Source organism: Novosphingobium sp. PhB165, from assembly GCF_004341845.1.
Taxonomy (GTDB): Bacteria; Pseudomonadota; Alphaproteobacteria; order Sphingomonadales; family Sphingomonadaceae; genus Novosphingobium.
This window is the reverse complement of record NZ_SLVB01000004.1, coordinates 166,154-186,039: the sequence shown is the minus strand read 5'-3', so window position 1 is coordinate 186,039 and position 19,886 is coordinate 166,154. Positions and strand designations below refer to the sequence as shown.

Below are 19,886 nucleotides of genomic sequence, written 5' to 3'. Positions count from 1 at the left end.
AGCGGACGCCTTCTCCGTCAAGCAGACCTTTTCAGGAGCCCCCACATATGGTCGGCGTGACTATCACTGCCCATGAAAACGGAAATTCCGGCGAGTATATCGCCCATGTCGCCGACAGCGACGCGACCGGGCGCCTGATCTGGGCCGAGCGCGACGGCATTCGCTACGCGGAACATACGCTTGTGCCTCCCGTGATCGGCGGGCGCGGCGTGGCCGGGCGACTGGTCGAGGCGATGGTGGCGGACGCGCGGGAGAACCATTTTCGGATCGGATCGCTGTGCAGCTATGTCGATGCGGCGTTCCGGCGGCATCCGGAGTGGGATGATGTGAAGGCCTGAATGACGGCCTGAACTGACGCCCTGAAACGAAACTCCATGCTCACCCCTAAAACCCCGTCGCCCCCGCGAAGGCGGGGCCCCGCTTCCTTGCGCCATGAACCAGCAGAAGCGGGATCCCCGCCATCGCGGGGATGACGGGACTTTTGGGCGCGGGGCCAAGTTCGAACGAAGCGTCGAGATCGGGACGCCAAGTTCGAGCGTGGCGCCACACCTGCAGCGCCACGCTCCGGGGAAGCCTTTACCAGTCGAAAGCCTTGGGCAGATAAGTCCGGTCGAGATTCCGGTAGCGCTGCTTCAGACGGCTCTGGTGATTGTCGAGCGGCTGTTTGACGCCATCGATGAACACCTCAAGCGGGGCCGAGGACAGTTCGAGCGGGTCGCCGTCCCAGATCACCACGTCACCCACGGCGCCGGGCGCCAGAACGCCCGCCTTTCCGCCCATGCCGCTGATCTCGGCCGGGACCGATGTGATCGCCGCGAACGCCTCGCCCCAGGTCAGGCCCGCCGCGCCGGGCAGCTTGGCCAGTGCAACGAGGTTCCCGGCCTCCTGCGGCGCATAGCGCGGCTGGTTGGAGCCGCTGAACATGCCGATGGCGACCTTCACGCCCGCCTTCTTCATGCGTCCGACGTTGGACTGCGTGGCCGCCAGCGCCTCGAACGCGGAGGGCAAGTCGCGCAGCGGCATTGTGATCACCGGCACTTTGGCGGCGGCGATCTCACTCGCGACCAGCCAGCCCTCGGTCGCCCCGACCAGCACGAGGTCGAGCTTGGGGAACTCGCTCTTGAGCGCGAGCACGCTGCGGATGTCCGCCGCACGTTCGACGCCGACATAGAGCGGCTGACGGCCGTCGAGCACCGGCGCCAATGCTACCGCATCGGCGTGAGTCAACATGGCGTCCGTGCTGCGCGCGGCATTCGGCGTGGCGGCAATGTCGCGCGCTTCGCGCAAGGCACTGCGCAGCGCGACATGCGCGGCAACCCGGCTGCCACCAGCCAGCTTCGCACCGGCCTCACCCAGTTGCACGTACTGGAAGGCCCGCGCCTTGGTGACCGCGTTCGGATCGGCGCCAAGGTCGATCAGCGCGCCCTGCCCCGCGAAGATCGAATCGCCGTTGGCGGGCGCGACGCTGGCGCGGGTGACACCCCCTTCGCGGCTGATCGCGATATGCTCGCTGGACGGGTTGATCGCCGGGCTCACGTCGAGCGCGGCGTTGAAGGGCGACTTGTCCGCCGCGCTGTCGTTGCTGTTGGAGACTGCCTCGACATCCCAGAGGCCAAGGTCGGTAACGGCCGAGAACAGGCCCGGCGTCACCCACTTGCCGGTACCATCGATGGTCTGGACACCGGCGGGCACGGCAACGCCGGCTCCGGCCGCGACCACTTTGCCGGCGCGCACGACGACAGTGCCATGCTCGATCGGCGCACCGCCGTCGCCGGTGGCGACCGTGGCGTTGGTCACCGCAAAGTCCTGCGCGAAAGCGGCGGGAGCGAAGGCCGTTGCAGCCAGCGCCGCAAGGATCAGGGCGCGGCGGCTCATTTCACGTCTCCTTCACCGAGCTGGCCCAGCTCGAAATCGCTCACCGGGCGGCGCTTGGGATCCAGCGCGTCGAACATCAGGGCCCCGTCGATCCAGACCTTCTCCGGGCGCGAATAGACCGAGAGCGGGCTGCCGTTCCACAGCACCACGTCGGCCATCTTGCCGGCTTCGAGGCTGCCGGTCTTGTCGCCGATGCCCATCGACTTGGCGGCGTTGTAGGTGAACCAGCCGACCACCTTGGCGTCGGGAATGTCGATGCCGATGCGGCGGCCGTCAGCCTGCGCCTTGGCGGCCTCCTGGTTGAGGCGCTGGATACCGTTCTCGTCGTCCGAGTGGATCACCACGCAAGTCCCCGCATTGGCGAGCAGCGCGGCGTTCTCGGGAATGGCGTCGTAGGCTTCCATCTTGAAGCCGTACCAGTCCGCCCAGACGGCGGCGCAGATGTCATTGTCGCGCAGCAGGTCGGCGATCTTGTAGGCTTCGACGGCGTGGTGGAAGGCGGTGACCTTGTAGCCCATCTCCTTGGCCATATCGATCACCTGCGCCATCTCGTCGGCGCGGTAGCAGTGGTTCTGGACGAGGATCTGGCCCTTCAGCACGCCTTCCAGCGTGTCCTTGCCGAGATCGCGCTCGGAATGGTCGCCGTCCATGTAGTGGCGGGCGTCGATCCAGGCCTGACGGTCCACCGAGAAGTTGCCCATGCGGGTCGAGGGCTTCTGGCCCTTTTCGCCGTAGACGCGCTTGGGATTCTCGCCGCAGGCCATCTTGAGCGAATAGGGCGCGCCGGGGAACTTCATGCCCTGCACGGTGATCGAGGGCACGTTCTTCAGCGTGACGGTGCGCCCGCCCATGAGGTTGCCCGAACCGGGCAGGATTTCCAGCGTGGTCACGCCGCCATTGGCCAGCGCGCGAGTAAACCCTGGGTCCTGCGGCCAGACCGAGTGTTCGGCCCAGACATCGGGGGTGGTCGGGTTGGTCATCTCGTTGCCGTCGGCCAGCGCATCGACCGCGGGCGAGGGGTAGACGCCGAGGTGCGAGTGGATGTCGATCACGCCGGGAGTCACGAACTTGCCCCGGCCGTCGATCCGCGTGTAGCCGTCCGGGATCGCCATATCAGCGGCGCCGATGGCGACCAGCTTGCCGTCGCGGAACAGCACCACGCCGTTCTCGATCTTGCCGCCGCGCCCGTCATAGACGGTGGCACCGACCAATGCGGTGGGCGTGCCCGGATAGGCCTTGTAGGTGGAAGGATAGGGATCGGCGACGATGGGGGCCGCCTTCTTGTCGTCCTTCTTGGCGTCGGCGCTGTTGGCGCTGAGCGCAAGCGCCGTGCCCAGCACGAGCAGCGACGTCCAGCGCCGCAATCCCGGCGTTTTGGTCATGTGGATTCCCCTGTTTTGAAGCGTATTCGCGAAACCGGCCCGGAAACCGTGGTTTCCGGGCCGGTGGTAAGTGTCAGTTCGGCTTGAGCGTTGGGTGGATGCCGGCTTCCTGTGCCTCCAGCCCGAACTCGGAGGATCCCTCCAGTTCGATATCCTGCAGCGTGTCCACGTGCATCCAGCGCTTCACCAACCGCGCGACGAGGATGACGGCAACGCCGATACCCACGACCCACCAGCCGATCGTGCCATAGATCGCCACGGTGCCCTCGCGGGTCATCGCGCCGTGTTCGCCGCCGGTCGCCTGGCCGATCATGCCGGCCACGAAGTTGCCGCCGGCGGTGGCGAAGAACCACGCGCCCATGATGAAGCTGGCAAGGTGGCGGGGGGCAAGGCGGTTCATCGCGCTGAGACCCACCGGCGAGAGGCAAAGCTCACCCAGCGTGTGGAACCAGTAGATCAGGAAGATGAAGAACACGCCGACCTTGGCGCCCGGCCCTGCAACCGCATCGCCCCAGACCAGCGACACGAAGCCGAGGCCGACGAGCACGAGGCCGTAGCCGAACTTCGCCGGCGCCGAAGGCTCAACCTGCTTGCGACCCAGCGAACGCCACAGCCACGCCAGGATCGGCGCGAAAGTGACGATGAAGATCGGGTTGACCGCCTGGAACAGCGAAGTCGGCACGCCGCCGCGCTCCACGAAGCGGTCGGTGAACAGCGAGAGCGAACCGCCCGCCTGTTCGAACAGCCCCCAGAAGATCGGCTGGAACGCCAACAGGAAGATGATCGCGAAGATGCGCTCGCGCGGTTCCTTGGGCATGCGGAACGCTTCGACCAGCATATAGCCGAGCAGCGCCACGGCCGAGATCAGCAGCAGCGATCCGACCACCGCCTGGAACTGGATCAGCGCCCAAAGCACCGCGACCGAAGCCGTGCCGATGCCGTAGAAGGTCCACTCGCGGTTCTTGGTGAGCGGCATGGGCGGCTCGCCCCGGCCGCGCAGCGCGGGCTTGCCGACCATGAAGATGATCAGGCCCAGCACCATGCCGATGCCGGCAAGACCGAAGCCATAGCCCCAGCCGATCGTCTCGCCGAGGTAGCCGACCAGGATCGTGCCCAGCGCGGCGCCGGTGTTGATGCCCATGTAGAACAGCGAATAGGCGCCGTCGCGGCGTTCGTCGGTGAGGTTGTAGAGCTGGCCGACGATCACCGAGATGTTCGCCTTGAGGAAGCCCGAGCCGACGATGATGAAGGCCAGAGCCAGCCAGAACACGTTGATCGTGGGATCGCTCTGCCCGCCGACACCCTCGAACGCCATCAGTACGTGCCCGAAGGCCAGCAGCACGCCGCCGAACAGCACGGCCTTGCGCTGGCCGAGGTAGCGGTCGGCCAGATAGCCGCCCAGCACGGGGGTGATGTAGACGAGGCTGGTGTAGGCGCCGTAGATCAGGTTCGCCTTGCCGTCATCAAACAGCCAATGTTTGGTGAGATAGAGGATGAGCAGGGCGCGCATCCCGTAGTACGAGAAGCGTTCCCACATCTCCGTGTAGAAAAGCACGAACAGACCGCGGGGGTGGCCCACCACTTCCTGGCTCTTGCGCGAGGCGATGACGCCGCCGATCGCCAAAATGGCGAACAGCAGGATCGCGCCGATCGCGCCGACCCAGTCCCCCTCGTTCCAGGTTCCGATATCCTTCATGCGCCCTCTTGTGCTTTGTTCACGCCGACCCGTGGCGGTAAAAAAGCGGACGTTAACGGGCAAATCGGCGCTGTAAATGGGGCTGCGGTCGAGCGAAATGGCTCGGCTGCGCGGCGCAGGCCCGGCCGGAGCATCAAAAAGAACTCATCCGGTAGGAGCATTGCGCGAAAGCCCCGGCAGTGGCATTTTCTGGTTCAGAGCGATCCAAGTCACGCGAAATATTGTGATTCGGGCGTGGCCGCGGATTTTTTTCGGCTGGCTCTAGGGAAGGTGCGCGATGATCAGATCTGAACTGCTGCAAGCCCTTTCGAAGGAAAATCCCGAACTGCGCTCTGAAGACGTGGAGCGCGCTGTCGACACCTTTTTTGACGAGATCGCCCAGCGACTCGCCGATGGTGGCCGTGTGGAGCTTCGTGGATTCGGTGCTTTCTCCACGCGCCATCGCGAAAGCCGCAAGGGACGCAATCCGCGAACCGGCGAAAGCGTGGAAGTGCCGGAGAAGCGCGTGCCCTATTTCAAGCCGGGCAAGGAAATGCGCGCGCGCCTGAACGTGCACTGAGGTCCGCAAACTCCGGCCCGTCCGGATTTGCCCCGATTTGCACGGCCGTTCGGTGAGATAGCCGGCGCCACCAGCGCGCAGGCTGTTGCGCTGTCACGGCCCGTCCAATCGCTTTTTTCAGACAATCGTTGTCCCCGGATCCTGCTTTTACGCTGTTGCCCGGTGCGCCGCGATCTGCCAGATCGCCAGCGGCTGCGTGCACAGGCACGCTGTGCGGGCGTGGCGGAATGGTAGACGCCGGGGACTTAAAATCCCCTTGGGTATCCCAGTGCGGGTTCGAGTCCCGCCGCCCGCACCAGCCCCTGAACGGGACAACCTCCCCCGGAATAGTCTTCACACTTCGGTAACCCGCGAATCGGTATTCTCGGCGACGTACCCGCTTGGCTCGCAACAGATATCGAATCCGACCGGTCTCAGGACCGATCGCGGTCGCTCACCTTCGCGCCGGCATGGCGGACGGATGGCGATTCGCCGGAATTCGGGCAGAACGATCGACAGGGGTGCACCACGACATGACCTATCCCGACCGCGTGCCGCCGGGCGCAGAGGCCGCCATCGAACCATCACCCGCGCCCACCGGCCGGAGCCCGGACCAACGCGACCAGCCGCGATTCGCGCTGCTGCTGCGTCAGGCCAAGCTGGTGGGGAACGGCCGCGAATACCTGTGCATCGTGCGCGACGTTTCCGAGAGCGGGGTCAAGCTCAAGCTGTTCCATGACCTTCCCGTCGCCGACGATTACGCGCTTGAAATCACCACCGGAGAGCGCTTTCCGATGGAACAGGTGTGGGAAGAAGGCGGTGAGGCCGGTTTCCGCTTCGTCGGCCCGGTCGATCTCATCCGCTTCATTGCAGAGGCCGGCCCCTTCCCCAAGCGCCCGGTGCGCCTGCGGGTCGATCACCCCGCCGTGATCGCCTTTGCCGGACAGGACTATCCCGCCACGATCCGCGATCTTTCGCGGCAGGGTGCCGGAATCGAAACCGACCAGATGCTCGCGATAGGGCAGAAGCTGCGGCTTTCTGCCAGCGAGCTACCCGGCTTCGACGCCACCGTCTGCTGGCGTCGGCATCCGGACTATGGCCTTGTCTTCACCCAGCTCATGAGTCTGGAGCAGCTGGCACTGCGCACCTCGCGCATGCAGGCGGCAGCCCCGGAGGATTGAGCCGCGCTCAGCCGGGGCGGAACGTCATGGCCACGCCGTTCATGCAATAGCGCTTGCCGGTCGGCGGCGGGCCATCGTCGAAGACATGGCCGAGGTGCCCGCCGCAACGCGCGCAGTGTACCTCGGTTCGGGGGACGCCGATCATATAGTCGGTCGACATCTCCACCGCGCCGGGCAGCGGCTTCCAGAAGCTGGGCCAGCCGGTGTGGCTGTCGAACTTGGTGGCCGAGGAGAACAGCGGGTTGCCATCGGCGGCACAAAGGAACGTGCCTTTGCGGTGCTCGCTATCGAGCGGCGAGGAGAACGACGCTTCGGTCCCCGCCTCGCGCAGCACGTGGAACTGCGCGGGCGTCAGCCGCCGCCGCCAATCCGCCGTGCTGTAGCTGACCGGATAGTTCTTCGCCTCGGCCGGGTCGATGCCGCAGGCGGCAAGCACCGGCATCGCGGCGCCCACGCCCAGCCAGCCCAGAAACTCGCGGCGCGTCGATCGAATCGGCATCGAAGCTCTCCCGGCAACCAGTCCTCTACTCCCAGTTCGCCGTGCGCTCCCGTCCGGTTACACGGCTTCCGCGGCGCGGCGGGCCTTTGTGCGCTTGCCCGCGCGCGCCGGTCCCGATTTCATCACCCGCGAGCGGAATAGCCGCGCGCCGATCCGCACCAACACGACGACCCACAGCGCCTGCCAGCCGATGGCCAGCACATGCGGCAGGATCGCCGGATCCTGCGCCCCCCGCGCCAGCATCGCGAAGGGCGAGCTGAACGGGAAGATCAGGGCAGCGGTCTCGACCATACTGCCGGGCTGGGTCATTGCGAAGCTGGCGAAGAAGAACACCATCAATTGCAGCATCGTCACCGGCATCGACAGGGTCTGCACCTCGCGCACGGTGGTCGCCATCGAACCGATCGACAGGAACACCGAGCCGAGCAGCAGATAGGCCATGGCGAAGTAGACCACGCCCAGCCCGATCAACATAGGCCAGCCCACCGCCGGTTCGGCCAGATGCGGCAAGTGCGATCCGCCCAGCAGGAACACCAGCGATCCGGCCGCCGCCCAGGTGCCAATGCCCACCAGCGAGACGCCCAGCATCGCGAAAAGCTTGCCGAAGAACACCGAATCCATCGGAATCGCAGCGGCCAGCACTTCGATGATCTTGTTGCCCTTTTCCTCCACAAGGTTGGACAGGACCATGCCCGCCAGCATCATCGTCAGCAGGAACAGCATCATCTGCGCGCTCTGCGCGGTGGTCAGGCGGCCCCGGCGTTCGCCCGCCGAACTCGTCGCCACGGGTTGCAGCGCGATCTCCGGATAGGCGATCACATGGCCCGAGCGGGCCTGCACCGCCAGCATCGAGACCGGACCGCGCCAGTTGCCGATCAGCCCATCGGGGCCGGTCAGCACCGGTTCGGCCAGCGTGCCCGTAAGGACGGCAGCGATGCCCTTTTTCCCCGCCAGCGCCGCGCGGGCGTCGAACGTCTGGCCGGGCGCCAGCTTTTCCAGCACGATCAGATTGGGTATCGCATCGCCCAGCGCCGGGACGAGCCGCGCCCTTGCGGCACTGAGAGCATCGACATCGGCAGCGCTCATCGCCACGCCAAGGCCCGGCTGCTCCGCGCTCGCCTGCACCCGGGCGCCGACGCTGCCGGCCAAAGCGCCGACGATCACCGGGAACAACGGCCCCAGCAGGAAGAAGAAGAAGCTGCGGCTGAACAGGATCGCCGTGAAATCGCGGCGGGCAACCACCCAGGCGGCGGCAAGGACCGACAAGCGGCCCGTACGAGTGCCAGTGCGGGTCTTGTCGCTCATCGGGCCTGCTCCTGTTCGGGGCTTTCTTCCAGCGCTCTGGCCGCCGCCTCACCGGCGATGGCCACGAAGGCATCGTGCAGCCCCGCGCGCTCGATGGAGAGCGAGAGGATGCCCGCATCGCCCTCGATCAGCGCGCGCAGCAGCGGCTCGACACCGGCTTCGGGCAGCGAGAAGTTCCAGAACGCGCCCTCGCGCCGCAGGTCGGCGGGAAGCGCAGCCCGCCATGGGCCGTCCTCGGCGCGGGTTTCCAGCCGGACTTGCGGGCGAATGCGATCGCGCGCGACGTCGACCGGGCCCGCGAACGGCACTTTGCCTCCGGCGATGATCGCCACATCGTCACACAGGCGCTCGGCATGGGCGATGACGTGGGTGGAAAAGATCACCGTCGTCCCCTCCTCCGCCAGCCCGCGCATCATCTTTTCGAGCTTGCCCTGATTCAGCGCGTCGAGGCCCGAGAAAGGCTCATCGAAAATCACGAGTCGCGGGCGGTGGACCAGCGTGCCCAGAATCTGCACCTGCTGCGCCATGCCCTTGGAAAGCTGGCGAATCTGCCGGTCCGCCGCATAGCCGAGGCCGTGCCGTTCGAGCAGTTCGTGCGCCCGCTTGCGCCCTTCCTTCAGCGGCAGGCCCCGCAGCGAGCCCAGGAATGCGATGGCCTCGGTCGCCTTCATCGCCGGATAGAGACCGCGCTCCTCGGGCAGGTAGCCGATGGCATGGGCCACGTCGTGCGGCCGCTCCGCGCCCAGAATCCGGCGGGTTCCCTCGTCCGGATCGATAATGCCGAGCAGCATGCGCAAGGTCGTCGTCTTGCCCGCGCCGTTCGGGCCAAGGATGCCGTAGACCGCGCCCACCGGCACCTGAAGGTCCACCCCGTCGACCGCGGTGAACCCGTCGAAGCGCTTGACGAGGCCGTGCGCGTCGATCGCGAGAGGCCGCCCGTCGGCCTGACCTCCCTCATTGCTGGCCAAGGGCCAATCTCCTAGTGCGATGTTCATGGAGGCCATTTATCCTCATGCCGTGAACCGGAGCATCCGCAAGCTTGGTTAACAACCCGATAAGTGAAGTGCCCCCCCTGAGCCTATTGGCGGGGGACCTGGAAGCGCAAGCCCGCGCGCTGGGTTTCTGCGCCTTCGGCATTGCCGGGGCCGAGGAGGATCCTGCCCGTGCGGCCCGGCTCGATTCGTGGCTGGCAGAGGGCATGCACGGCTCCATGGAGTGGATGGCCGACCGCGCGCATCATCGCCGCTCGCCGCAAGGACTCTGGCCCGAATCGCGGCGAGTGATCGCGCTGGGCATGAGCTATGCGCCCGCCGCCGATCCCCTCGCTCTGGCCGAGACGCCCGAAGTGGGCCGAATCTCGGTCTATTCGCAAGGCGCGGACTATCACGACGTGGTCAAGAAAGCGCTCAAGCACCTCGCCCGCTGGCTGGTCGAAGAGGCCCGCAAGCGCGGTTTCGGAGAGGCCGGGGTCAAAGTCTTCACCGATACCGCTCCGGTCATGGAAAAGCCGCTGGCGGCCGAGGCCGGGCTGGGCTGGCAGGGCAAGCACACCAATGTGGTCAGCCGCGAGCACGGCTCATGGCTGTTTCTGGGCGAGATCTACACGACGCTGGACCTGCCACTCTCCGCCCCCGGCCGCGACCGCTGCGGATCGTGCCGTGCCTGTCAGGATGCCTGCCCGACCGGCGCTTTTCCGGCCCCCTACCGCCTCGATGCGCGGCGCTGCGTCAGCTATCTGACGATCGAGCACAAGGGGCCGATCCCGGAGGAATTCCGCGCCGCGCTGGGCAATCGCATTTACGGCTGCGACGATTGTCTGGCGGTCTGCCCATGGAACAAGTTCGCGGAGACCGCGCACACCATGAAGGCATTCCTGCCGCGCGCCGAACTCACCGCGCCGGAACTCGCGGACTTGCTGGTGCTGGACGATGCGGGGTTTCGGAAGCTGTTTTCCGGCTCGCCGATCAAGCGAATCGGCCGCAATCGCTTTGTGCGCAATTGCCTCTATGCGGCGGGTAACAGCGGGCGGCCGGCGCTATTGCCGGTGGTGGAGGCGTTGCTGGGCGATGCCGACGAGGCAGTTGCCGATGCCGCCGTTTGGGCTCTGGAGCGATTGCAGACCGGGGCTTTATAGACTTCTGGAAGTTTCACGCGGAGGCGCGGAGACGCGGAGAAGAAAAGTTAGCGAGGGGCACGCAGAGACGCAGAGGCGCAGAGATGTTGCACCGCGCCGCAGGCAGCTTTTCTCTCACGAACCTGACGGCAAGCCTGCCCGAGCGAGAGAAAGCGGCTTCGCCGCAAACAATACATCTCTGCGTCTCTGCGTCTCTGCGTGCCTCCCCTTTTCCTTCTCCGCGTCTCCGCGCCTCCGCGTGAAAAAACCTTAAACCTTCGCCGCCTCCAAAGCCCCCATCGCCAGCTCCAGCGAGCGCATCTGCGCATCCGGATCGAACATCGCGCCCGAAACGATCAGTTCGTCCGCCTGCGTCCGATCACGGAAGGCAAGAATCTCATCCCGCACCCGCGCCGGAGTGCCGACGGCGCTGACCGAGCGGACCTGTTCCAGCATCGCCCGCGCCGATCCCGGCAGACCGGCGCGATAGTCGCGGATCGGCGGCGGCAGGCGGCCGGGCGTGCCGGTGCGCAGCGCCACGAAGCTCTGGTCGGTGGACGAGGCGAGGTAATGCGCCTCCTCGTCGGTATCCGCCGCGAAGACGTTGATCGCGGCCATGAAATGCGGCTTGTCGAGCCCTTTTCCGGGCTGGAACCGCTCGCGATAGATCCGTCCCGCCTCGTCCAGCATGGCAGGCGCGAAGTGCGAGGCAAAGGCGTAGGGCAGGCCCAGCATGGCGGCCAGTTGCGCGCCGAACAGGCTGGAGCCGAGAATCCACATCTCGACCTCTGCGCCGTCGGCCTGCGGTGCGGAAACGCCGCCCACCGCCTGCCCGGCAAAGCGCGCCTGCAATTCGACCACGTCCTGCGGGAAGCGTTCCGAGGCGCCGACGATGTCCTTGCGCAAGGCATTGGCCAATCGCCCATCCGCCCCCGCCGCGCGCCCGAGGCCAAGGTCCACTCGGCCCGGGAACAGCGCCGCAAGCGTGCCGAACTGCTCGGCGATCACATAGGGCGTGTGGTTGGGCAGCATGATGCCGCCCGCGCCGATGCGGATGGTCGAGGTGGCCGCGCCGACATGCGCGAGCACGACCGAGGTGGCCCCACCGGCAATGCCGTCCATGCCGTGATGCTCGGCCACCCAAAAGCGCTTGTAACCCGCCTTTTCAGCGACTTGCGCAGTCCGGGCGGAAATCGCCAGCGCTTCGGCAACGGTGCCGCCTTCGCGGACGGTTACGAGATCGAGGACCGAAAGTGGGATCATGGATGGCCTTTCGCTTCGGGGCCGAGCTGGGCAAGGTAGCCCTTGGCGGTTGCCGCCTGCGGGCTGTTGGGGCTGGTGGCGACCACCGAATTCCAGCTGCGCCGCGCCGCCTCGTCACGGCCCGCCAGCACGGCGATAACGCCCGCCTCAAGCCCGACTTCGGGATCCTGCGGGGCGAGTTCGGCGGCTTTCTCGATCTGGGTCTGGGCTTCGGCCAGCTTGTTCTGGCGGCGCGAGAGCGTTGCCGAAAGCAGCCAGACCTGCGGATCGCCGGGCGCGGCGTTACGGGCATCGGCCAGCGCGGTCCCCGCTTCGTCCAGCTGATTCAGCGCAACCAGCGCGCGCGCGCGGTCGAGCGAGATCGAGGCGAGCAGGGCATTGTCCTCCGCCGCCTTGGCATCGGCGACGGCGGGCGCGAGGATCGACAGCGCCTCCCCCGGCTTGCCGCCGCCCAGTGCGGCATTGCCCGCCATGGCACCAAGGCGCGCCCGGCTCACGTGGTCTTCGAGATCGGCGGCATCGCGCGCCTGGATGAAGGCGGTGCGCGCCTCGTCCCAGCGGTCCAGCGCGGCCAGCGCGGCGCCCAGGCAGAGCCCGGCGCGGACGCGCGTGCGGCCCTGCGCCTCGTTCATCGCCTGCCGGGCGACCTCGGCCGAGTGCGCGGGGTCCGATTCGACCGCGAGCATGCAGCCTTCGTTCGACTCCGGAACCGCCGGACCGGCGGCAGCAGCGGCATCTGCCGCCTGCTCGGCCCGGCGCTTGCGGTCCTCCTCATTCTTCTTGTCGACAATCTCACGCGGGAGCGCCGACGAGTACGGGCTGTTGATGCCGCTCGGATCGAAATTGGCTTGCATCAGCATGAGGGGGAGCAGGACGGGCATGGGATGGTCTCCGGATCAGGCCGCCGGGGCTCGGGAAAGGACCAGTTCGGCCACGCTGCGCAGCAGGACATGGACGTCGGATTCGCGCGAGAGACGGTGATCGCCGTCCTTGATGAGAGTGACCTGCACCTCGGATGAACGCAGCTTTTCGGCCAGACGCACCGAAATATCCCAGGGCACTTCGGGATCGCCTTGGCCGTGCAGCAGGCGCACCGGGCCGTCGAAGGCGATTTCCCTCTCCAGCATGAGGTTAGCCTGTCCGTCCGCCCAGAAGCCGGGGTGGGTGGGCGTGGGTTCGGGGCCGTAGGGGTTGTCTTCCCAGATCGTCTCGCCATCGGCCAGCACGTTCTTGTCCATCTGGGCCACGCCCCAGTCGGTGAAGTCCGGCGCGGCGGCCACGCCGACCAGCCCCTTCACCCGGTCCGGCAGCGCCTCGGCCACCATCAGCATCAGCCAGCCGCCCATCGACGAGCCGACCAGCACCACTTCCTCCAGTCCTGCCGCCGCGATCAGCGCCAGCACTTCGTCCCGCCAGCGGCTGAGCGTGCCATCGGCAAAATCGCCCGGACTCTCCCCGCAGCCCGAATAGTCGAGCAGCAGACAGGCGCGGCCGCTGGCGACCGCCATGTCGAACAGGGCGGTGGCCTTGCTGCCGGTCATGTCGGACATGTAGCCGGGCAGGAAAATGAGGGTGGGGCCAACGCCGGGAGTGAAACGATGGGCGATGCGGCGCCCGTCGGGCATTTCGTGGAAACGGATTTCGGTCATGCCCGCGATTGTGGGGGTGCGGCCGGGGGACGGCAAGGGGTGAGGAGGGGAAAGATGCCGGAGAGTGGGTGAAGGTTCAGCTTGGGCGGCAGGCCTGCATGAGTTCGCCCCCATAACACTCCGTCGTCCCCTCAAGAGCAGAGACCCATAACCTCGCCGGTCCGCCAAAGACGGCAACCTCATAACACCCCGTCGCCCCCGCGAAGGCGGGGGCCCCGCTTCCTTCTTTCCACGCCGCAAGAAAAGCGGGGTCCCCGCCTTCGCGGGGACGACGAGGTTTTATGGGCTTATGTCAGCGTGCCATATCAGCGGGCGGTCATTCGGGCGGTCGATAATGCCCCATCCCGATGACCCCGACACCAGATGGTTGCCGCGCCCCCCGTGCAGCGCGTAAGGCATTCCGCAAGCGCCCGTTTCAGGATCCCGCCGCACGATGTCCGCGCAGATACTCGATTTTCCCACGAGACCGAGCCGGCTCGCCCTGCGGCTGGAATGGTTCGCCACCGAACGCTCGGTCCTGCTGGCGATCTGGGCGCTCTATTTCGCGCTGCGGGTCGCCGTGCTGTTCGTGGACGTGACGCCCAGCTCGGACGCGCAGTGGTATGCCCTGCGCGCGGCGGGCATGGCCTCGGGCGCCGGATACCTCAGCGATCTGGGCCAACCGACCGCGTTCTGGCCGCCGGGCTGGCCGCTGGCTCTGGGCTTTGCGTTCAGCCAGTTCGGCGTCTCTCCGGTGACGCTGGGGATCTTCAATCTGGTCTCCGCGCTGCTGATCGGGCTGCTGACGCTCGCGCTGGGCCGCCGCCTGTTCGCGAGCGAGGGCGCGGCGCGGCTGGGACTGCTCTTGCTGGCGATCTATCCCAATGCCATCGCCTATGTCCCGCTGGCGTTGACCGAAGTGTTCTACACGCTGCTGCTGATGGCCGCGTGCTGGGCCGTGGTCGCGCGGGAAAACCGCCTGCAACTGATCGGTGCCGGGCTGGTGTTCGGCTTCGCGACGCTGGTGAAGGCGCAGACTCTGGTGGCGGTGCCGCTGATTTTCCTGGTCGACTGGCTGCGGATGAAGCCGATGGGCAAGCGCCTGCCCGGGCTGGTGGTGGACGCCATGGTGGTCCTTGCGGCGGCGGCGCTGGTGGTGGCGCCGTGGGCCGTGCGCAACCGGGTGCAGATGGGCCACTGGATCGCGATCTCGACCAACGACGGCTACACCCTGCTCACCGGCAATCATGACGGCGCGAACGGCGACTATTCGCCCAACGCGCCGGTGGTGAAGGCGCTGATGGCCCGCACCGACCTCGACGAAACGGCGCGCGATGCCGAGGCGCGGCGGCTGGCCTTCGGCTGGATCGCCGATCATCCGCACGAATTCCTCGCCCTCGCCCCGCAGAAACTGGCAAGGCTGTGGCTGCCCGATGGCGAGGCCGAGTGGGCCTATCAGGCCGGAGCGCCCAGCTATGCCCGGCTGCCCGCCGTGTACCGCGCGCTGCGCTGGGTGAATCAGGGCTATTACCTGCTGCTGATGTTGGGTTTTGCGCTTGCCTTCGTGGTGATGACAGTGCGGCGGCTGTACGACCGGACGCGCTGGGCGGGCTGGTGGCTGCTGCCTTATGCCCTTGCGCTCTATCCGACGGCGATCTGTCTGGTGTTCTCGGGCCAGTCACGGTTCCACTACCCGGTCATGCCGTTCGTGTGCATGGCGGCAGGGTGGCTGGTGGTGGCGTCGCTGGAGCGGTTGGCCTGGCGCCGCCGCAAGGTGACGCTGCACTAGGGGTCTTAGAGCAGGGTCGGGCCGATCACGCGGACAATGACGGTAGTGGCGGCCGGAGGGCCGCTCTGAGCGGTTTCGCGACGGTCGGCGGCGCTTTCGTGCAGCATCCCGAGGGCAAACGCCACCGCGAGCGCCATCGCCACTCCAATTCCGATTTTGCGCAAATCGGGCCGCCCGAACATCGCCATCACCCCTTCTGGAAAATGTCTTCGATACGCATATCAAATAGTTCGGCGATCCGAAATGCCAGCGGTAGCGAGGGATCGTATTTGCCGGTTTCGATGGCATTGACGCTCTGACGGCTGACCTCCAGCCGCTCGGCAAGGTCCTGCTGGCTCCAGCCGCGCTCCGCGCGCAGGACCTTGAGGCGGTTCTTCATGAGTCCCCCCGGCTGCGAAACCGCTGGACGAGGCCCCAGGTGCTCTGCGTCACCACCCAGACCACCGCGATCCAGTAATTGGCGATCGGCCGCATCCCGCCCAGTTCGCTGAGGAAGCCCCAGATCACTGCGCAGCACATCGCTACCGTCGTCGCGACGAGGATCTGGCGCATGACCATCAGGCGTATGTATTCGTCGCTCTCTTCGGACAGATAGCGCGCGAAATTGAGGAAGATCGCGATCAGCGGCAGCGCCGGGATCAGCGAGAGCAGGGCCAGCCACGGCTGCTCCAGCGGATAGGCGTTAGCATGCGCGTGCAGCCAGACGATCGGCGGCAGCACCAGCGCATAGACTGCAAGAGCCGCCAGCGACCGGCGGTTGTGCCGCCGCTGGGCCGGGGTGAACGCGGCCGAATACGAGGATGCGGGCCTTGTCATGGAACGACTCCATTCGAATCGCCATCACCGGGATGACAAGCTCACTTTACATCGACGCCGGATCAAATGACAAGCTTACTTTACAAAATGACGCGTATCCTTTCCATCGCCGATGCGGGGTGACTTTTCCGCCGACTATCGCTACATCACGGCGCGATGACGCAACTGCGCACCACCTCGACCACTACTACCACCCGGGGCCCCCGGGGACGGTTGGTCGCGGCCTGATCGCGCTGCCACCGTCGCCCGGGGTTCGGGCGAGCGGCGTCACTCTCCCGAATTCGACCAAAATAGCGGCGCCAGAGCTTCACCCGCGCGCGCGCCTGTGCCATGGGCCCAGGTAATCCCAAGCGCCGCTGGAAACCGGAAAGACGAGTTCGATGTCCGAGATGTTCAAGATCAGCCTGCCCGACGGTTCGGTCCGCGAAATGCCGCAGGGCTCCACCCCGGCCGACGTCGCCGCCGCCATCGGCCCCGGCCTTGCCAAGGCCGCGCTTGCCGCGAAGATCGACGGCGAGCTGGTCGACCTGAGCCTGCCTTTCACCGGCGACGCCAATCTCGCGCTGGTGACCAGCCGCGACGAGGCCGAGGCGCTGGACCTTGCCCGCCACGATTTCGCGCACGTTCTGGCCGAAGCGGTGCAGGCGCTGTTCCCCGGCACGCAGATCACCTTCGGCCCTTCGACGGACGATGGGTTCTACTACGACTTCGCCCCGAATCCGGAGCGCGGGCCGTTCACCGATGACGACCTGCCGGCCATCGAGGCCGAAATGCGCAAGATCATCGCCGCCGACAAGCCGCTGCGCCGCGAAGTCTGGGACCGCGAGACGCTGATCAGCCGCTGGAAGCAGCAGGGCGAGAACTTCAAGGCCGAATGGGCCGCCGAACTGCCGGGCGACGAGCCGCTGACCGTCTACTGGTCGGGCGAGGACTGGCTGGACATGTGCCGCGGGCCCCACCTGCCCTCGACCGGCAAGCTGGACCCGGCCGCCTTCAAGCTGACGCGCGTTTCCGGCGCCTACTGGCGCGGCGACCAGAAGAACGCGATGCTTTCGCGCATCTACGGCACCGGCTGGCTCAACAAGAAGCAGCTTGCCGCCCACCTCACGCGCCTTGAGGAAGCCGCCAAGCGCGACCACCGCAAGCTCGGCAACGAGATGGACCTGTTCCACCTCCAGCAGGAAGCGCACGGCTCGGTGTTCTGGCACCCCAAGGGCTATCTGATCTGGCGCGAGCTGGAAGCCTACATGCGCCGCGCCATCGACGGCGCCGGCTACCGCGAGGTGAAAACCCCGCAGGTCATGGACGCGCGCCAGTGGGAGCAGTCCGGCCACTGGGGCAAGTACCGCGAGAACATGTTCGTCATCCCCGACGAAGTGCCCAACGTCGAGGACGAAGGCCCGATCGTGTCGGACGCCGCCGAGTGGATGGCGCTGAAGCCGATGAACTGCCCGGCGCACGTGCTGATCTTCCGCCAGGGCATCAAGTCGTACCGCGATCTGCCGCTGCGCCTTTACGAGAACGGCTGCTGCCACCGCAATGAGCCGCACGGCGCGCTCCATGGCCTGATGCGCGTGCGCCAGTTCACGCAGGACGACGCGCATATCTTCTGCCGCGAAGACCAGATCGTCAGCGAAGTGCAGGCGTTCTGCGAACTGGCCGACCGCGTCTACAAGCATTTCGGCTTCACGTACGCGATCAAGCTCGCCCTGCGTCCCGACAATCGCTTCGGCACCGAGGAGATGTGGGACAAGGCCGAGGACGAGCTGCGCAACGCCGTCGTCAACGCCGGCCTCGCCACCGAGGAATACGGCTGGGAAGAACTTCCGGGCGAAGGCGCCTTCTATGCGCCGAAGCTGGAATGGCACCTGACCGACGCCATCGGCCGCACCTGGCAGGTGGGCACGATCCAGTCCGACCGCGTGCTGCCCGAGCGTCTCGACGCCAGCTATATCGGCGAGGACGGCGACCGTCACCGCCCGGTCATGCTGCACCGCGCGATCTTCGGTTCGTACGAGCGCTTCATCGGCATCCTGATCGAGCACTTCGCCGGCAAGCTCCCGGTCTGGCTCGCCCCGGTCCAGGCCGTGGTGACGACGATTGTCTCCGATGCCGACGGCTATGCGCAGGAAGTCTCGCAGAAGCTCAAGGCCGCCGGCGTGCGCGTCGAGACCGACCTGCGCAACGAGAAGATCAACTACAAGGTGCGCGACCATTCGATGAAGAAGGTCCCGCATCTGCTGGTGGTCGGCAAGCGCGAGGCCGAGGAAGGGACTGTCGCCATCCGTACGCTGGGCGCCGAGCACCAGAAGGTCATGACCCTCGACGAGGCGATTGCCATGCTCAAGGCCGAGGCCACCGCGCCCGACCTGCTGTGATGACCGGGCCCCGATGATCCGGCCCGGCTCTCCTGACGACGCCCCGCGCGCCTTTGCCATCTGGCGCGCGGCGGTGGATGCCACCCACGGCTTCCTGTCGGCGGAGCACAGGGCCGAGATCGCGGGTCAAGTCGAGGCGATGCTCCCGGCGGTCCCCTTGTGGATCGCCGAGGATGCAGGCGGCACCGCGCAAGGCTTCATGGTCTTCGCGGACGGATCGATAGAGGCGCTCTTCGTCGATCCGGCGGTCCACGGACGGGGCTTCGGCTCCGCCTTGGTCGCCCATGCGCTGGCGCTGGAGCCGCAGGCCCGCGTCGATGCCAACGAGCAGGCCGACAACGCCCTGCCCTTCTACGAATCGCGCGGTTTCCTGCGCATCGGCCGATCCGAACGCGACGCGGATGGCCGCCCCTACCCCCTCATTCACTTGCGCCATCCCGGAAAGACATCAGCATGATCAAGCGCGAACTCATCGACACCGCGTGGATCCCGGACGGGGAGAAGCTCGAACTCTACAAGCACGATCGGGACTACATGATCGTGCTGGGCCACAACGAGCTGATGTCCACGCGCAAGTGGGGCAGCGAGGAAGCCCTCGCCACCATGGCGTGGGATCGCATCAAGGGCGTGACCAAGCGCCCGCACATGCTGATCGGCGGCTATGGCATGGGCTTCACCCTGCGCGCCGCGCTGCGCACGCTGCCGGAAGATTCGAAGCTCACGGTCGTCGAACTGGTGCCCGAGATCATCGAATGGGCGCGCGGACCGATGGCCGAACTGGCGCAGGGCTGCCTCGACAACCCGCGCGTCAATCTGGTGATGGGCGATGTCGCGCATATCATCGATGGGTCACGCGCGGACTACGACGCGATCCTGCTGGACGTGGACAACGGCCCCGACGGCCTCGTGCGCGAGGACAACAACCAGATCTATTCGAAGACCGGCCTGCGCGCGGCGCGCAATGCGCTGACGCCTGACGGTGTGCTGGCGATCTGGTCCGCCGGAGCCGACCCCGCCTTCACGCGCCGTCTGGAACGGGCCGGATTCAAGGTGGACGAAGTGAAAGTGCCCTCGCGCAGCAACGGCAAGGGTCCGAAGCACGTGATCTGGTTCGCTACGCCGGAGTAAGCGGCGGCGGCGTCCTGCCGGAAGCCGTCCCCCTCGTCATTGCGAGCGTAGCGAAGCAATCCAGAGCCGTGTTGTGCCGCTCTGGATTGCTTCGCTCCGCTCGCAATGACGAAGGGCGGGTGGCCTTTTCGGCGCATCCCAAATGCGGCTCCGACAACCTAGCCACCCCAGCCGCGTCGGGGCGAGCCACCATCCTCACAACTCGTCGCCCTCGCGAAGGCGGGAGTCCCGCTTCTTGTCGACCTCTCAGCCCTACACAAGAGGAAGCGGGATCCCCGCCTTCGCGGGGATGACG

Annotated in this window: 20 protein-coding genes and 1 tRNA gene; 9 read left to right on the top strand and 12 right to left on the bottom strand. The window is 66.6% G+C overall.

Going from position 1 to position 19,886, the window contains the following annotated elements; translation table 11 throughout:
- The first annotated feature begins 47 nt into the window (after window positions 1-47).
- Entirely contained in the window at window positions 48-338 is a 291-nt protein-coding gene (locus EDF56_RS12465; protein WP_132387841.1) for a GNAT family N-acetyltransferase, read from the top strand.
- A 238-nt stretch (window positions 339-576) separates the two neighbouring features.
- On the opposite strand, the gene EDF56_RS12460 is transcribed toward EDF56_RS12465, so the two are convergent.
- The 3 genes from EDF56_RS12460 to EDF56_RS12450 all read right to left on the bottom strand — a co-directional run bounded on the left by EDF56_RS12460 (window position 577) and on the right by EDF56_RS12450 (window position 4,953).
- Window positions 577-1,875, bottom strand: coding sequence for an amidohydrolase family protein (locus tag EDF56_RS12460; protein WP_132387839.1), 1,299 nt, complete (start codon window positions 1,873-1,875; stop codon window positions 577-579).
- Complete coding sequence (locus EDF56_RS12455; RefSeq protein ID WP_132387837.1) at window positions 1,872-3,257, bottom strand: amidohydrolase; 1,386 nt, start codon at window positions 3,255-3,257, stop codon at window positions 1,872-1,874. Before EDF56_RS12455 ends, EDF56_RS12460 begins: the two co-directional genes overlap by 4 nt.
- Before the next feature lie 73 nt (window positions 3,258-3,330).
- Complete coding sequence (locus tag EDF56_RS12450) at window positions 3,331-4,953, bottom strand: peptide MFS transporter (RefSeq protein ID WP_132387835.1); 1,623 nt, start codon at window positions 4,951-4,953, stop codon at window positions 3,331-3,333.
- 277 nt (window positions 4,954-5,230) lie between these two features.
- Here EDF56_RS12450 and EDF56_RS12445 point away from each other — a divergent pair, with 277 nt between their 5' ends.
- The 3 genes from EDF56_RS12445 (at window position 5,231) to EDF56_RS12435 (ending at window position 6,672) form a co-directional block, all read left to right on the top strand.
- A complete protein-coding gene (locus tag EDF56_RS12445; RefSeq protein WP_132387833.1) occupies window positions 5,231-5,512 on the top strand; it encodes an integration host factor subunit beta in 282 nt (93 codons plus the stop codon).
- Window positions 5,513-5,725: 213 nt separating this feature from the next.
- Window positions 5,726-5,810 (top strand) — tRNA-Leu (locus EDF56_RS12440).
- A 214-nt stretch (window positions 5,811-6,024) separates the two neighbouring features.
- Window positions 6,025-6,672, top strand: a complete 648-nt coding sequence (locus EDF56_RS12435) for a PilZ domain-containing protein (protein ID WP_132387831.1) — start codon at window positions 6,025-6,027, stop codon at window positions 6,670-6,672.
- 7 nt (window positions 6,673-6,679) lie between these two features.
- Here the strand turns inward: EDF56_RS12435 and msrB are convergent, their stop codons facing one another.
- From msrB to EDF56_RS12420, 3 genes are read right to left on the bottom strand one after another with little or no spacing between them, the layout of a single operon-like run.
- The gene (gene msrB / locus EDF56_RS12430; RefSeq protein WP_132387829.1) at window positions 6,680-7,171 is read right to left on the bottom strand and encodes a peptide-methionine (R)-S-oxide reductase MsrB; all 492 of its coding nucleotides are present in this window, start codon (window positions 7,169-7,171) and stop codon (window positions 6,680-6,682) included.
- 57 nt (window positions 7,172-7,228) lie between these two features.
- A complete protein-coding gene (locus EDF56_RS12425; protein WP_132387827.1) occupies window positions 7,229-8,476 on the bottom strand; it encodes an ABC transporter permease in 1,248 nt (415 codons plus the stop codon).
- Complete coding sequence (locus EDF56_RS12420; protein ID WP_132387825.1) at window positions 8,473-9,471, bottom strand: ATP-binding cassette domain-containing protein; 999 nt, start codon at window positions 9,469-9,471, stop codon at window positions 8,473-8,475. Before EDF56_RS12420 ends, EDF56_RS12425 begins: the two co-directional genes overlap by 4 nt.
- 59 nt (window positions 9,472-9,530) lie before the next feature.
- On the opposite strand from EDF56_RS12420, the gene queG reads away from it, so the two are divergent.
- Window positions 9,531-10,610 (top strand): tRNA epoxyqueuosine(34) reductase QueG, encoded by a 1,080-nt coding sequence (gene queG, locus EDF56_RS12415; RefSeq protein WP_132388555.1) that lies wholly within the window; start codon window positions 9,531-9,533, stop codon window positions 10,608-10,610.
- A 249-nt stretch (window positions 10,611-10,859) separates the two neighbouring features.
- Here the strand turns inward: queG and EDF56_RS12410 are convergent, their stop codons facing one another.
- Genes EDF56_RS12410 through EDF56_RS12400 form a run of 3 tightly spaced genes read right to left on the bottom strand, consistent with a single transcriptional unit; the run spans window position 10,860 to window position 13,501 of the window.
- Window positions 10,860-11,852, bottom strand: a complete 993-nt coding sequence (locus EDF56_RS12410; protein WP_132387823.1) for an LLM class flavin-dependent oxidoreductase — start codon at window positions 11,850-11,852, stop codon at window positions 10,860-10,862.
- On the bottom strand, window positions 11,849-12,733 hold the full coding sequence (locus EDF56_RS12405; protein ID WP_132387821.1) for a tetratricopeptide repeat protein: 885 nt from the start codon (window positions 12,731-12,733) through the stop codon (window positions 11,849-11,851). The genes EDF56_RS12410 and EDF56_RS12405 overlap by 4 nt, the downstream gene beginning before the upstream one ends.
- A 15-nt stretch (window positions 12,734-12,748) precedes the next feature.
- Window positions 12,749-13,501, bottom strand: a complete 753-nt coding sequence (locus tag EDF56_RS12400) for an alpha/beta hydrolase (RefSeq protein WP_132387819.1) — start codon at window positions 13,499-13,501, stop codon at window positions 12,749-12,751.
- 433 nt (window positions 13,502-13,934) lie between these two features.
- Here EDF56_RS12400 and EDF56_RS12395 point away from each other — a divergent pair, with 433 nt between their 5' ends.
- Window positions 13,935-15,269, top strand: coding sequence for a glycosyl transferase (locus tag EDF56_RS12395; RefSeq protein ID WP_132387817.1), 1,335 nt, complete (start codon window positions 13,935-13,937; stop codon window positions 15,267-15,269).
- 5 nt (window positions 15,270-15,274) lie between these two features.
- On the opposite strand, the gene EDF56_RS12390 is transcribed toward EDF56_RS12395, so the two are convergent.
- From EDF56_RS12390 to EDF56_RS12380, 3 genes are read right to left on the bottom strand one after another with little or no spacing between them, the layout of a single operon-like run.
- A complete protein-coding gene (locus EDF56_RS12390) occupies window positions 15,275-15,457 on the bottom strand; it encodes a hypothetical protein (protein WP_132387815.1) in 183 nt (60 codons plus the stop codon).
- On the bottom strand, window positions 15,457-15,648 hold the full coding sequence (locus EDF56_RS12385; RefSeq protein WP_132387813.1) for a helix-turn-helix transcriptional regulator: 192 nt from the start codon (window positions 15,646-15,648) through the stop codon (window positions 15,457-15,459). The genes EDF56_RS12390 and EDF56_RS12385 overlap by 1 nt, the downstream gene beginning before the upstream one ends.
- On the bottom strand, window positions 15,645-16,085 hold the full coding sequence (locus tag EDF56_RS12380; RefSeq protein ID WP_132387811.1) for a hypothetical protein: 441 nt from the start codon (window positions 16,083-16,085) through the stop codon (window positions 15,645-15,647). The genes EDF56_RS12385 and EDF56_RS12380 overlap by 4 nt, the downstream gene beginning before the upstream one ends.
- A gap of 380 nt (window positions 16,086-16,465) precedes the next feature.
- Here EDF56_RS12380 and thrS point away from each other — a divergent pair, with 380 nt between their 5' ends.
- From thrS to EDF56_RS12365, 3 genes are read left to right on the top strand one after another with little or no spacing between them, the layout of a single operon-like run.
- On the top strand, window positions 16,466-18,463 hold the full coding sequence (thrS, locus tag EDF56_RS12375) for a threonine--tRNA ligase (protein ID WP_132387810.1): 1,998 nt from the start codon (window positions 16,466-16,468) through the stop codon (window positions 18,461-18,463).
- A 13-nt stretch (window positions 18,464-18,476) separates the two neighbouring features.
- Entirely contained in the window at window positions 18,477-18,920 is a 444-nt protein-coding gene (locus tag EDF56_RS12370) for an acetyltransferase (protein ID WP_132387808.1), read from the top strand.
- Window positions 18,917-19,591, top strand: coding sequence for an MnmC family methyltransferase (locus EDF56_RS12365; protein ID WP_132387806.1), 675 nt, complete (start codon window positions 18,917-18,919; stop codon window positions 19,589-19,591). Before EDF56_RS12370 ends, EDF56_RS12365 begins: the two co-directional genes overlap by 4 nt.
- Window positions 19,592-19,886 lie beyond the last annotated feature (295 nt).